The 14,313-nt window shown below is 51.9% G+C and carries 11 protein-coding genes; 5 read left to right on the top strand and 6 right to left on the bottom strand.

The features are described from left to right. Window positions 1-276 precede the first annotated feature (276 nt). The 4 genes from uvrB to LVJ78_RS04225 all read left to right on the top strand — a co-directional run bounded on the left by uvrB (window position 277) and on the right by LVJ78_RS04225 (window position 4,742). Window positions 277-2,310: an excinuclease ABC subunit UvrB gene (gene uvrB, locus LVJ78_RS04210; protein WP_132953823.1), complete on the top strand. Its 2,034-nt coding sequence runs from the start codon at window positions 277-279 to the stop codon at window positions 2,308-2,310. A 62-nt stretch (window positions 2,311-2,372) separates the two neighbouring features. Beyond that, entirely contained in the window at window positions 2,373-2,810 is a 438-nt protein-coding gene (locus LVJ78_RS04215) for an SMI1/KNR4 family protein (RefSeq protein ID WP_132953822.1), read from the top strand. Between the two features lie 182 nt (window positions 2,811-2,992). Beyond that, window positions 2,993-3,901, top strand: a complete 909-nt coding sequence (locus LVJ78_RS04220) for a DKNYY domain-containing protein (protein WP_132953821.1) — start codon at window positions 2,993-2,995, stop codon at window positions 3,899-3,901. 526 nt (window positions 3,902-4,427) lie between these two features. Continuing rightward, window positions 4,428-4,742 carry a hypothetical protein gene (locus LVJ78_RS04225; RefSeq protein ID WP_132953820.1) on the top strand — a complete coding sequence of 105 codons (315 nt, stop codon included), beginning with the start codon at window positions 4,428-4,430 and terminating at the stop codon, window positions 4,740-4,742. 230 nt (window positions 4,743-4,972) lie between these two features. Here the strand turns inward: LVJ78_RS04225 and LVJ78_RS04230 are convergent, their stop codons facing one another. The 3 genes from LVJ78_RS04230 to guaD form a co-directional block, all read right to left on the bottom strand. After that, window positions 4,973-6,223, bottom strand: a complete 1,251-nt coding sequence (locus LVJ78_RS04230; RefSeq protein ID WP_132953819.1) for an MFS transporter — start codon at window positions 6,221-6,223, stop codon at window positions 4,973-4,975. 158 nt (window positions 6,224-6,381) lie between these two features. After that, complete coding sequence (locus tag LVJ78_RS04235; protein ID WP_132953818.1) at window positions 6,382-7,623, bottom strand: MFS transporter; 1,242 nt, start codon at window positions 7,621-7,623, stop codon at window positions 6,382-6,384. A 64-nt stretch (window positions 7,624-7,687) separates the two neighbouring features. After that, window positions 7,688-9,004, bottom strand: coding sequence for a guanine deaminase (gene guaD / locus LVJ78_RS04240; protein WP_132953817.1), 1,317 nt, complete (start codon window positions 9,002-9,004; stop codon window positions 7,688-7,690). A gap of 255 nt (window positions 9,005-9,259) precedes the next feature. Between guaD and LVJ78_RS04245 the strand changes: the two genes are divergently transcribed. Further along, the gene (locus tag LVJ78_RS04245; protein ID WP_132953816.1) at window positions 9,260-9,775 is read left to right on the top strand and encodes a MarR family winged helix-turn-helix transcriptional regulator; all 516 of its coding nucleotides are present in this window, start codon (window positions 9,260-9,262) and stop codon (window positions 9,773-9,775) included. A 98-nt stretch (window positions 9,776-9,873) separates the two neighbouring features. Here the strand turns inward: LVJ78_RS04245 and gcvP are convergent, their stop codons facing one another. The 3 genes from gcvP to LVJ78_RS04260 form a co-directional block, all read right to left on the bottom strand. After that, the gene (gene gcvP, locus LVJ78_RS04250; protein WP_132953815.1) at window positions 9,874-12,720 is read right to left on the bottom strand and encodes an aminomethyl-transferring glycine dehydrogenase; all 2,847 of its coding nucleotides are present in this window, start codon (window positions 12,718-12,720) and stop codon (window positions 9,874-9,876) included. Between the two features lie 81 nt (window positions 12,721-12,801). Next, window positions 12,802-13,584, bottom strand: coding sequence for a hypothetical protein (locus LVJ78_RS04255; RefSeq protein ID WP_132953814.1), 783 nt, complete (start codon window positions 13,582-13,584; stop codon window positions 12,802-12,804). 87 nt (window positions 13,585-13,671) lie between these two features. Beyond that, window positions 13,672-14,313, bottom strand: coding sequence for an arylesterase (locus LVJ78_RS04260; RefSeq protein WP_132953813.1), 642 nt, complete (start codon window positions 14,311-14,313; stop codon window positions 13,672-13,674).

Consider the following 14,313-nt stretch of genomic DNA (forward strand, 5'->3'; position numbering starts at 1 on the left):
CATTTCAATATTTAATTGCCGAATCAATATATGAAAAATAAGCGCCCGGAAAAGTTGTTACGGCGATAGGATAAGGAAACGCCGTGAAAGTTCATGCTGCGGTTAACTTTTCTTTGCCACTTTTCACTCAACAAAACATCAAATAGGTATTTTTCTCCACACGCCATGGAAGAAAAGATGTTCCGTTTGCAGCGAGGCAATTCTGCAAGGCCGTCTGAAAAGGCAGGCCGGGGTTTGCTATAATCACGGTTTCCGCCACCGCCACCGAGCCGCATTATGGACATCATCCAATATCCCGACAGCCCTTTCAAACTGCACCGGCCTTTTGCCCCCGCCGGCGACCAGCCCACCGCCATCGCCGGCCTGCTCGAAGGGCTTTCAGACGGCCTCGCGTATCAAACGCTTTTGGGCGTAACCGGCTCCGGCAAAACCTACACCATGGCCAATGTGATTGCGCAAAGCGGCCGCCCGGCCATCATCATGGCGCACAACAAAACGCTGGCGGCGCAGCTTTATGCCGAAATGCGCGAATTTTTCCCCGAAAATTCAGTGGAATATTTCGTGTCTTACTATGATTACTATCAGCCTGAAGCCTATGTGCCGAGCCGCGATCTGTTTATCGAAAAAGATTCGGCGATTAATGAGCACATCGAGCAAATGCGGCTTTCCGCCACCAAAAACCTGATGACGCGCGACGATGTGATTATCGTGGCCACCGTGTCGGCCATTTACGGTATCGGCGACCCCACTGAATACCAGCAAATGGTGCTTTCTGTTAAAGAAGGCGACTCAATCAGCCAGCGCGACGTGATTTCCATTTTGGTTTCGATGCAATACGACAGGGGCGACATGGATTTCAAACGCGGCTCGTTCCGCGTGCGCGGCGATGTGATTGATGTTTATCCCGCCGAGAGCGCCGATGTGGCGCTGCGCATCAGCCTGTTTGACGACGAAATCGACCGCCTCGAGCTGTTTGATCCGCTCACCGGCGGCAGCCTGCAAAGAGTAGGGCGCTACACCGTGTTCCCCTCCAGCCATTATGTCACCCCGCGCGACACCGTGCTGCGCGCTTGTGAGAGCATCAAAGAAGAATTGCGCGAACGCGTGGCCTTCTACACCCAGGAAAACCGCCCCGTCGAAACCCAGCGCATCGAGCAGCGCACCCGTTTCGATTTGGAAATGCTCTATGAAATGGGCTTTTGCAAAGGCATTGAAAACTACAGCCGCCACTTTTCCGGCAAAAAAGAAGGCGAGCCGCCACCCACGCTGATGGACTATCTGCCCAAAAATGCGATTATGTTTATCGACGAGAGCCACGTTACCGTTACCCAAATCGGCGGCATGTATAAAGGCGATGCCAGCCGCAAGCAAAACCTGGTCGACTACGGCTTCCGCCTGCCCAGCGCCCGCGACAACCGCCCGCTCAAATTCCCCGAATTCGAACGCATCATGCCGCAAACGGTGTTCGTGTCCGCCACCCCCGCCAAATATGAAGAAGAGCACGCCGGCCAAGTGGTCGAGCAAGTGGTGCGCCCCACCGGCCTGGTCGACCCGCTTATCGAAATCCGCCCCGTGGGCACCCAAGTAGACGACTTGCTCAGCGAAATCAACATCCGCAAAGAAAAAGGCGAGCGCGTGCTCGTCACCACGCTCACCAAGCGCATGGCCGAGCAGCTTACCGATTATTACAGCGAATTGGGCGTGAAAGTGCGCTATCTGCACAGCGACATCGACACCGTAGAGCGCGTGGAAATCATCCGCGACTTGCGCTTAGGGCTGTTTGACGTATTGGTGGGCATCAACTTGCTGCGCGAAGGCTTGGACATCCCCGAAGTATCATTGGTGGCGATTCTCGATGCCGACAAAGAAGGTTTTTTGCGCAGCCACCGCAGCCTCATCCAAACCATCGGCCGCGCCGCCCGTAATGTGAATGGCTTGGCGATTTTATACGCCGACAAAATCACCGATTCCATGAAAGCCGCCATCGGCGAAACCGAACGCCGCCGCGAAAAACAAACCAAGTTCAACGAAGAACACGGCATCGTGCCGCAGCAAATCGTCAAAAAAGTGAAAGACATCATCGATGGTGTGTATCACGAAGAGAGCGGCGGCAAAGGGCGCGGCAAAGGCAAAAACAAGGTGAAAGTGGGCGAAATCCGCAACGAAGACGACGCACTCAAAGAAATCGCCAAACTCGAAAAAGCCATGCAAGCCGCCGCACGGGATTTGCAGTTTGAAGAAGCGGCGGTGATTCGTGATCAGATTCGGGGGATTAAGGAAGGGTTGTTGTTTGGGGCGGTGGGGGAGTGAAGGCTGCCTGAGAAAACATTAATTCTGGAAAAGAGAAATCTTATTAAACTATAGGTATCCTCATGAATAATAAGGAATCATTTAAATTATTGATTTCACAGTGCACGGTATTGGGGCCAGTTTCTAAAAAGATTGTTGCAGCGGCTGAAAATGAACTGCAAGTGTCTTTTCCGGAGGAATATAAACAATTTTTATACGAGTTTGGCGCTCTCATGGGCAATGGAATAGAAATTTATGGATTGCCTGCTCAAGATGAAGCAAATCCTCCATTTTGGCAAAATGTGGTTACTGTTACCCAACAGCTTCAATCTTATAATCAAATTGGCGCTGAAAATAAAAAATTTATTCCCATTTCAAGCGATGACATGGATATGAATTATTTTATGGACACAACTAAATCTCCAGAACTTCATATTTGGGCGATTGGCCATGATAGCAAATTGCTTATCGCATCCAATTTATATGAATTTATGATAAAAATACGTGATTTAAACTGTTAACAATAACAAGCGTAGGGTGCGTTCCATGCAGCATTTCACCCAAATCCGGTGCGCATGGCGCACCCTGCTATTTTATGGTGGTTGCTGGCCATAAACCAAGGCTGCCTGAAAAGCTATATTGTTTCCAATTTGAAAACAGCGGATACGGCTATCAGCTTGCTGTGCCGAAAAGGTGAATAATCATGCCCGACTCCTTGCAAATGCTATCGAATCAAAACCGTTACTTTCTCAAAGACCAAACCCATATCTATTATCTGAACAAAAGCAACAAGCCGGCCAAGGTGCCCGGTGCGGATTATGCTTCTTTTGAAGTGGTGTCCCACTGCTTGGCCAAAGATGCACATGCTGTTTATGCGCTGAGCGGCAGCGGGGAGGGCTTGCAGATTTTTGCAGCGGCCGATATGGATAATCTGTTTTTTCTGCCGGCCACCATCAGCGGTGATTATTTTGCCGACCTGCAAAATCTGTATCACTACAACGGGCATTTTATTGAATATTGCAACGTTATCGACATGACGCAGGAAACCGAGCCAATCAAGCGCTATCTTGCGCAAAATCATGGTGATAAGGCGGCTTGGTGGAATTGCGCTGAAGGTTTTTACCGGCGGCTGCAACCGCTCTCGGCTCATCATTATCAAAGCGAAAACCGGATTTTTTATTATTTTAAAGATGATAAAGATTTGTATGACTACCCTGTTTACAATACCAAGGTGTCCGGCTTTAATTTTGACCATGACGGCTGCTTTATTGCGCTCAGAGATGTCGATGTGGCTACGTTTCAAGTGTTGAATGAGATTTATGCCAAAGATAAAAACAGCGTTTATTTCTATGCCAGAAAAATCGCAGCCGATGCGGCTACGTTTGCCGTGATAGACCGGCTGTTTGCCAAAGACGGCCACGGCATTTGGTTTAACGGGCGGTTGGCGGATGTGGCGGATGTGGATACGTTTGAAGTGCTGACCAAAAACGAAAGAAGATGTGAGGCGCATCGGGCTAGGGATAATAGGGCGGAATATGTTTCCAAAAACGCCAAAATCAGGCACCAAGGCTATGCGCATATTTTGAAAAAGGTAAAAGCCGGCAGCAAATAATGGTTGGCGGATTCGGCGGCAGCGGGCGGGGTATGCGCGAGTTAAGCAAGCGTAGGTCGGATACTTGTATCCGACAAAATGGATGCCGTCTGAAAACGATTGCTGAAACAGGAAAATGTCGGATTCGAGAATCCGACCTACGGCACTGCTGGATTACCAGAAAAACCCGTAGGGGCGGATTTCATATCCGCCCGTCCCACGAGATACGCAATACCGACAACGGGTGGGTATCAAACCCGATCCTACAAAATGTGTTTGCTGCGTGAACGGTTTGCGGAAGTTTAGGCCGTCTGAAAAGCAAGCGTAGTGGCGTGAGCTATGCCCACGAAAAAAAATAAAATATTTACTTTCAGCTAACCTTGTTGCTTTGCATGGCTATTCGCGGGTATAGCCCACGCTACCATTTACGGGTTTGAAGCAACTGCCTGAGCCATTAAAATAAAGTTTTTGCCAAAGCCATATTTTTTCAGACGGCCTTGATAAAATAAATATCCGAACACAACCTGTTTTAAAAAAGGAAACCTACATGACTGTTTGGAATAAAAAATCCGACCGCGCTGCTGCTCATGCGGCTTTAAATAAGGCGGGCGATCGGGAATTTGCCGCGGCAAAGGCAAGGTTGGCCGAGCAGGTGGCGTGTTTGGAGAATACCGATGATGTGTGGGCGCTCAGCAAAGCGGCCAAAGAAGTCTGCAAAGATTTTGATTTTTGGTATACCGACAGGTTTAGCGATATGGGTCTCAAACTGATGCGGCATCACAATTACGGTTACTTGACTGATGAAGATTTGGCGGTGTTTTCCGATGAGGTACGAGCTATATTAACCAATTTGCGCCGATGATGCTTATAGCGTGCGTAGGGTGTGTGCCCCTAGGCACGCACGCGTTTTTGGAAACGTTGCAACCGCGTGCGTGGCTGGCATCACACACCTTGCTTGGAAATTAACAAAGGCCGTCTGAAACATATGTTTTCAGACGGCCTCGGTTTATTCAAAAAATTTTCCCATCGTAAGATGTTCAGATGCCCGCTTTTTGTATTGCGGCAGCGTGATTTATTTCAAGCGGCATCATCTCAACTGGCCGATTCCTTTTCCATAACAGCCGGATATTTCAGCCCGAGCACCAGCAAGATGGCGATGATTAAGAGAATGGGCAATATGGTTAAGGCCGTCTGAATGTCGGCGCTAATGCCTCGGGTGAGCAATTCGCCGGGGACAGACATCAATATCCCCGCCGTTAAGAATTGGCTGCCGTTCACCAAGGCGGCAGAAGTGCCTGCATAAGCGGAGCCGGCCTGTTTGGCTGCCAGCGCAAATGGCAGCATGGATGCACCGGCGGCAAAGCCCCAAAGCCACATCAAGCTGTAGCAGCCCCAAGCGCCGGGTACTTTGGCAAAGATTAAAAAGGCGATGCACACCAGCTGGATAATCAATCCTGCCATCAGGGCATTTTTGGCTTGACCTGCTTTCTGCCCCCACCAAACAAATGCCGGCGCACCAAAGGCAAGCCCCAGCCAGCTTAGCGAAACGGCGGTGTTGGCCTCGCTTTCCAGCAAGCCGTGATTGAGCAAAAGCATAGGACCCCACACCACGCCTACGCACAGCATCACGCCGAAAGAGCAGGCACCAATCAGCATGATGCGCCACATTTGCGGCACGCGGATTACGGTTGCCACATCATGTAGGATGCTTTTTGCGAATAAGGGGATGCTTTGAATGCCTTCTTTATGGCTTTGATAATGAGGCGGATCACGCAGCCATAAAAACATCAGCAACAGCACACACAAGCCCAGCATGCCGATGCCGTTAATCACCCAATCCCAAGGCAGTTTTACCAAAACATGGTTTAATACTTGTTGTGAGAAAAAAGCCGAAAGCGAGGCAACAAACTGAACACAGGCAAACATAAAGCCATAACGCTCAGGTGCAAACCACATGCCGCCCACAAAGCCGGCGCCGATAAAGCCGAAAGATGCGCCCATGGCGATTAAAACCTGCGCCAGCAGCAGCCCTGTTAAGGTTGTGGAATAGGCAAAACAAAACACACCCACGGTAAGCAGGGTGCAGGCCACCGGCAACACCCGCTGCGCGCCCAAACGATCCAACAATGAGCCCGAAGCGAGCTGGCTAACGGCAAAACACACCGTATACATCGAGCCGATCAAACCGATATCGGAAGCCGTTAAAAGCAGGCTTTGCGCCATTTTGGCATTGGTGATGGCATAGCCTGTTTGGAAGCCGAATACCAATATCACAAAGCTGACTGCGATTGACCAATTAAGCCATGCAAGCGGGCGGGATGGCGGATAAGTTGCGGTTTGCATACTGCTGCTCCTGCAAATGCTGGGGTCTGTTTACGATGAATAATAAAATTAAGTAATTAATTTTATTAAATTTAAGATGCTTTGAAGTTAATGTGAATCAATTTTTAAGGGTTTGATAAAAAGGTTGAAGCAGGGCGGGCATTCCGCCCCGTTTCAACTTATTGGTTTTTGGGGTAACACTCTTTAATAAAGAGCGAGATTACCAGCGCAACCGCCAAAGCCCCTATGCAAACCAGCATGGCATTTTGATAATCGGCAAGCAGCCCTTCGGTGCCGCTCAATAAATTACCCGGCAAACCCATTAATAAGCCGCCCAGCACAAACATCAAACCATTCACAATGGATGCGGAAGTGCCGATCAAACGGGGCGGCACATTATCACCGGCAGCGGTAAAGTTGAGCATGTGGCCGGCATTGGCAAAACCAAAGATGAAATACAGCACCATAGCGAGGGTGGGCGACATAGGCATATAAATCGCCAAGCCTAAAACAAGCAATTGAATCAAGGTGGAAATCACAATAGGCCATTTTCGCGATTTAAGCATATCGGAAATTTTATTGATAAGCGGGCTGCCCACGGCAAGGCCGAGCCACAAACAAGCCGTTGCATGATTGGCGGCGCTTTCCGTTAAACCGTGCGCCATCATCAATTTCGGCCCCCACACCACACCTAAGGCCAACATCATCCCAAAGGTGATGGCGCCCTGAAAACCAATCACCCAGATTTGCACTTTTTTCAATACTTCGGTAATGGCGGCAAATACGGAGCCGACAAATTTAACCGGTGAAAGATTTTGGCTGCTAACCGGCACGGGGTCACGCACAAACAATACGGCGCAGAGCAGCAAAGCCACACCGAAAATGCCGAATGCTGTAATCAGCGTGCGCCAATCCCAAGTGCTCAAAGCAACGTCAAAAGCCGCTTGACCAAAGGCGGAAGATAAGGCCGCCACCAATTGCACCAAGCCAAACATAATGCCGAATTTGGCCATGCCAAACCAAGTGCCACCCACATAGCCCGCACCCACAAAGCCCGCGCAAGAGCCCAATGCCAAAATCACTTGCGACAACAACAGCATTTCAAAACTTTGCGCAAAGGCAAATAAAAATACCCCGATAGCCACTAGCGCAATGGCCGGCAGCAACACTTTTCGGCTGCCCAATTTATCCAGCAACGCACCGGCAAACAGCTGGGAGATGGCAAACACCCAGGTGTAAACCGCAGCAATCAAACCGATTTGATCAATACGCAGATTCAAAGACTGCGCCACGCTGTTATTCAAAATGGCGTAGCCGGTTTGCACATTAAAGAGCCAAACCACAAACGCCACCGCAATCGTCCATACCAGCCATGCGCGGCCACCACCCAATTTGGGTGAATTTACTTGAGCATTACTCATTTTTTACTCCTGTTTCCCCCGGTTTTTATCGTTCGCCGGAGGAAACGTTATGGTGAAGAAAAGATTAATTCGCAGGTGCCGTATATACCGGCTTGCCGGCAACATAAGTTGCCGCGATTGCACGGTCGTCACCCAATGTCATCTGAATAAAAAGCGTTTCTTCCAAATTTTTGGCATAGCGCATGCGGTATTCAATGATGGGGGTGGATTTCAGGTTGATCACGGCCAAATCGGCCTCCATGCCAACTTCGATTGAGCCGATTTTGTCTTCCAGACGCAGCGCTTCGGCAGTGCCGCGGGTGGCCAGATAAAAAGCGTGCCCAGCCGACAAGGCATAGCCATTCAATTGCGCCGATTTATAAGCTTCATTCATGGTTTGCAAAATAGAGAAGCTGGTGCCCGCGCCCAAATCGGTTGCCAGGCCGACGCGCACGGGGCGGCGCGGGTCTTTGGCTTTTTTCACGTTGAAATAGCCCGAGCCCAAGAAGAAATTTGAAGTGGGGCAATGCGCAATGGCCGAGCCGGTTTCACTGAATATCGACAATTCATCTTCGGTCAAGTGAATGCCATGGCCATAAATCGCCCGCTCGCGCAGCAAGTTGTATTTCATATACACATCAGTGTAGTCGCGCGCATCGGGGAATAAATCTTTCACCCAAGCCACTTCGTTAACATTTTCCGAAACGTGGGATTGAATCAGCGTGTCTGGAAATTCTTGCGCCAGCGCGCCGACCATTTCCAATTGCGCCACAGAAGAAGTGGGCGCAAAGCGCGGGGTGATCACATATTCCGCACGCCCTTTTTTGTGCCATTTTTCAATCAAAGCGCGGGATTCGTCATATGAGCGCTGCGGGGTATCCAGCAGCGCTACCGGCGCGTTGCGGTCCATGCATACTTTGCCGGCCATAATACGCATATCGTATTTTTCGGCTTCTTCAAAAATCGCATCCACCGATTGCGGGAACACGGTGCAATAAACGGTTGACGAGGTCACGCCGTTTTTAAACTGTTCATTCAAAAACACCTTGGCCACTTCTGCCGCATGCGCTTTTTGCGCAAAGCCTTGCTCAACGATAAAGGTATAGTTATTGAGCCAGTCGATCAGCTGTTCGCCGTAGGCGGCAATCATTTCTGTTTGGGGATAATGCACATGGCTGTCGATAAAGCCGGGCATGATGATGCTGTCGGTATGGCGGGTGACTTCCACATCGGCCGGCAAAGTGGTCAACACCTCATCAGCCTTGCCCACAGCGGTGATCTTCCCTGCCTCCATCACAATCACCGCATCCGATTCATAAACCATGCAGTCCTTCAAATCTTGGAAAAAAGGGTCTGCTTTAAAAGTTAACATCGCACCGCGAATAGCCGTTTTCATACTCATCACTCCTAAAGAATCAAAACATTAATAACCTACACAAACGATTCTACTCAAAAATTTATCTTAATGCAAAGATGTTTGATGTAAAGATATTTAATATAAAGATTTTTTGGTAAAAATAGTTCCATATCAAAATAAACTGAATTACAATACATCGGAATAAATAAAGAAGTGCAAGGCAGCAAGCCGCAGCACTTCTTTATTTCACGATAAATGGCACACACAGATAAACAACACGCAACCAAGCAAGGAATATGTATGGCGCAGCAAGAAAGAAAAGAAAAAGACCTGATAGATGAATTGATTATGCACTGGCACACCGTATTGCCCGATTTAGACACCGGCGGCACGGAAACCATCGGCCGCATCGTCCGGCTCAATTACTTCATTTCACGCGAATTGGAGGCCAACCTATCGCACTACCAACTCAATATCGGGGAATTCAATGTGTTGGCGGCATTGCGCCGAAAAACCGTCCCCCACCAGCTAACCGCAGGCCAGCTGCAAGGCTTGGTGATGATTTCATCCGGCGGCCTGACCAACCGCATCAACCGCCTTGAGGCGCGCGGATTAATCGTACGCTTGCCGGATAAAAACGACCGGCGCGGTGTGATTGTGCAATTAACGGGTGAGGGAAAAAAGCTGATTGAATCAGCAGCACCCACCCATCTGAATGTGGAAAAATCTTTGGCTTCACCTTTAAGCCAAGCAGAGCAAACGCAGCTTTCTATGCTGTTAAAAAAACTCTTGCTGGCTTATGAAAGCAATGCTTGAGCGGCGCGTTTGCCCCATTTTCTATTATAAATATTGCATGCAAAAGGCCGTCTGAAAGCTTTTTCAGACGGCCTTGATAATGCATCACCGATATTCAATCAATTTTCGTAATGATCAATGCTCGGGCAGGAACACACTAAGTTGCGGTCGCCATACACATCGTCCACGCGGTTTACGCTCGGCCAGAATTTGTTGTCGCGCACATAGGGCAGCGGGAACACGGCTTCTTCGCGGCTGTAGGGGTGTGCCCATTCGCCGGCCACGTTAAACGCGGCGTGCGGGGCGTTGACCAGCGGGTTGTTGTCTGCCGGCCATTCGCCGCGCTGCACTTTCAGCGCTTCTTGTTTGATTTGCTTCATGGCGGCGATAAAGCGGTCGAGCTCGGCGCGGCTTTCGCTCTCGGTGGGCTCGATCATCAAGGTGCCTGCCACGGGGAAGCTCATGGTGGGCGCGTGGAAGCCGTAGTCCATCAAGCGTTTGGCGATGTCCACTTCGGTGATGCCGCTCTCGGCTTTTAAGGGTCGCAAGTCGATGATGCACTCGTGCGCCACGCGGCCGTTTTTGCCGGTGTAGAGTACGGGATAATCTTCGCTCAGCGCTTGGGCGACATAGTTGGCGTTCAAAAGCGCGGCTTCGGTGGCCTCTCGCATGCCTTGTTTGCCCATCATGGTGATGTACATCCAGGTAATCGGCAAAATGCCGGCGCTGCCGTAAGGCGCGGCAGACACGGCGCCCATGCCCGCTACTGCGCCTTCCACCGGTGCCACGGCATGGCTGGGGGCAAACGGGGCGAGGTGCGCTTTCAAACCAATCGGGCCCATGCCGGGGCCGCCGCCGCCGTGCGGAATGCAGAAGGTTTTGTGCAGATTCATGTGCAACACGTCTGCGCCCACTTCGGCTGGCTGCATAATGCCCACTTGTGCATTCATATTGGCACCGTCCATATACACTTGGCCGCCGTTTTCATGAATGATGCGGCAGATGTCGCGTATGCCTTCTTCATACACGCCGTGCGTGGAAGGATAGGTAATCATCAGTGCGCCCAAAGTGTCTTTAAATTCAGCAGCTTTGGCTTCTAAATCGGCAATATCCACATTGCCGGCTTCATCGGTGGCCACCGCCACCACTTTCATGCCCAGCATTTGCGCGGTGGCGGGGTTGGTGCCGTGCGCCGAGCGCGGAATCAGGCACACGTTGCGGCTGCTTTGGCCGTTGGCGGCGTGAAAGCGGCGGATGGCCAGCAAGCCCGTGTATTCGCCTTGTGCGCCGGAGTTGGGCTGGATGGCAATCGCATCAAAGCCGGTGATGGCTTTGAGCTGGTTTTGCAGGCTTTCCAGCATTTCCAGATAGCCCGCCGCCTGATTGCGCGGGGCAAAGGGGTGGATTTGGCTGAATTCGGGCCAGGTAATCGGCAGCATTTCGGCGGTGGCGTTGAGCTTCATGGTGCACGAGCCGAGCGAAATCATGCTGCGGTTCATCGCCAAATCGCGCTCTTCCAGCTTTTTCAGGTAGCGCAGCATTTCGTGCTCGGTGTGGTAGCGGTTAAACACAGGGTGTTGCAGGATTTTGTCTTGGCGCAGCAGATTTTGTGGCAAGGCAAACGAGATTTCCTGCGGCAATGCAGCAGCTTTGCCGGTGAACACAGCGGTGAGTGCGGCAGAATCTTCGGCGCTCGATTCTTCGTGGAAAGCGATGGCCAACTGAGTTTCCCCCACGCGGCGCAGGTTGAAGCCGGCATCGAGCGCGCGTTGGTAAATGTCGCCGGCCTTATTGCCGCATTCCACCAGCACGGTGTCGAAAAAGGCCGGGTGCACCACTTCGAGGCCGTCTGAAACCGAAACCGCAGCGGCAAAAGCGCTCGCCAGCGCGTGAATGCGCGTGGCAATGCGTTTCACACCTTCGGGGCCGTGATACACCGCATACATGCCCGCCAAATTGGCCAGCAGCACTTGCGAGGTGCAGATATTGGAATTGGCTTTTTCGCGGCGGATATGCTGCTCGCGCGTTTGCAGCGCCATACGCAGCGCCGGTTTGCCCGAAGCATCAATTGACACACCGATAATGCGGCCGGGCGCAGAGCGTTTGTCGGCATCTTTAAAGGTGAAATAAGCCGCGTGCGGGCCGCCGAAGCCCATCGGCACGCCGAAGCGCTGAGTGTTGCCCAAGGCCACATCTGCGCCCATTTCGGCGGGTGATTTCAGCAACACCAGGCTCATCACATCGGCCGCCACCGCCACTTGCGCGCCTTTGGCTTTCACGGCGGCAATCACTTCGCTCAAATCGGCCACATCGCCGTTTTTGCCCACATATTGGAACAAGGCGCCGAAATAATCGCCCTCAGCGGCTGCTTGAAAATCGCCCACCACCAGTTCAAAACCGAAATATTCGGCACGGGTGCGCATCACATCCAGCGTTTGCGGATACACGCGCTCATCCACAAAATATTGGTTTGATTTCGATTTGCTCACGCGCCGAGCCATGGCCATGGCTTCGGCGGCGGCGGTGGCTTCATCCAGCAACGAAGCGCCCGCCATTTCGTGGCCGCTCAAATCAATGCACATTTGCTGGAAATTCAGCAGCGCTTCCAGCCGCCCTTGCGCGATTTCGGCTTGATAAGGCGTGTAGGCCGTGTACCAGCCCGGGTTTTCCAACACATTGCGCTGAATCACATAAGGCAGGCGCGTGGGGTAATAGCCCAGGCCGATATAGCTTTTGTTGATTCGGTTTTTCGCCGCCATGCCTTTTAATTTCGCCAGCGCATCGGCTTCGGAAAGCGCATCGGGCAAATCGAGTTCAGACGGCATACGGATGCTCTGCGGCACCGTGCCATCAATAAAAGCCGGCATATCCTGCTCGCCCAAAGCGGCCAGCAAAGCAGGCTGGTCGGCAAAGCTGATGTGGCGTGCGCTAAATTCGGCGGGGTTGAATAAATCGTTGAAGTTCATGGTTTTTCCTCTGGTTTTGTTAAATGTTGCGTTGTTGCTTGATTGGGTGGTTGAGGCCGTCTGAAAGGTTTCAGACGGCGTTTATTTCTGTGTTGCCATTGTCGGGGCGCAATCCACCGCCGATATGTCCACCGGCGGCAATGCTCTGCCGTGTTTGTCCTGCATGGCAAACTGAGCCGATAGTATGCCCGGCATCAGGCCGCCTTGCGGGCTGCAAGCCATCGGCAGCAAAAGCTGCTTCATTTGGCTGTGCAGATAGAGCAGTGCATCCGGGTGGATTTGGCTGAAATCCTGATCGGTAAGGGTATAGCGTGCAAACATATGGCCGTTTTTCACGCCGCCCTCGTCTAAGCGCACATTATCCGCAATCATGCTGCTTTCAAACGCCATCGTGCCGCGTGCCTGCGCTTTTTTGGCTGCTTCGCTTCGGCATTCGCGCGGGTGGACCTGCCATTTTGCCAACAGCTTGCTCTTGCTGTCGAGCACGCGGTAATTTATGGCAATCGGCTGCAAAGGCGGCGGCGATTGGCAGGTTTCCAAATAATATTCCTGAAGCGTGCCGGCCTTCATGCTTTGGAGAATGCCGCTCATCATCTGCTCGGCTTGCACGCGGCTACTGGGCTTTCCCGGTGTTAAGGTTTGCATCAGTGCTTCTGCTTGCGGCAGACGGTAATCTACATGCCATTGATCTTTTTCAAGCGCCGCTTTGGTTACGGTGATAAAACCGTTAACCGGCAAAGGCAGATACGCCTGCATCTGCTCGCTTATATCGGCATAATGGGCGCGGGTTGCTTCGTTCAGTGGTGCGGCCTGCAAAGTGCCGGCGGCAAGTGCTGCGGCCAGAAAGCATAATATGCGTTGCATGGATATTCCTTTGTATTCCTTTGTTGTGGTGCGCGCGATATAGCTGTTGTTGAGGCCGTCTGAAAGGTTTCAGACGGCATGTGTGCGTTATCGCGCAAAACCCTGCTGCTTTAAAAAAGCCCACATTTTTTCGGCAAACACGCGGTAGCCTTGCGCGTTGGCGTGAATCTGGTCGGATTTCAATTTTTTGTCGCCCAGCACTTCCGCCCATGCGCCTTTGAGAAGCGGCACGTTTAATTCGGCGGCCAATTCCTCATACATAGGGTGTTCGCTCAGGCGGCCGAAGAGGGCGCCGGTGGTGAAATAGGGCACGGCCACCAGCACCGCCGGCATGCCTGCGGCTTTGATTTGCTGCACGATTTGGCGGATGTTGCTGCGGGTGTCGGCTTCGGGCACTTTGCGCAGAAAATCGTTGCCGCCTATGCTCACCAGCACCAATTGCGGCTGCCGGCGCATCAGCGCGGGCAATCTGGCCAGCGCCTGAGCGCTGGTGTTGCCCGACACGCCGCCGTTGATAATTTGCCAACCGGTGAGGCCGGCGAGCACGGCAGGGTAGGCGGCTTCGGCATCGGCGCCGTAGCCGGCGGTGAGCGAATCGCCCAGCGCCAATATGGTGCTGCCGGTGGGCAGAGCGGCATGCGGCGCGGTTTTGCCGCAAGCGGTTAAAGCGGCGGCCAAAAGGGCGCTTATCTGCACAAAGCGGCGGCGGGTGATGGAAAGTGTGTTCAT

It is taken from the genome of Uruburuella suis (genome assembly GCF_022870845.1).
Classification (GTDB): Bacteria; Pseudomonadota; Gammaproteobacteria; order Burkholderiales; family Neisseriaceae; genus Neisseria; species Neisseria suis.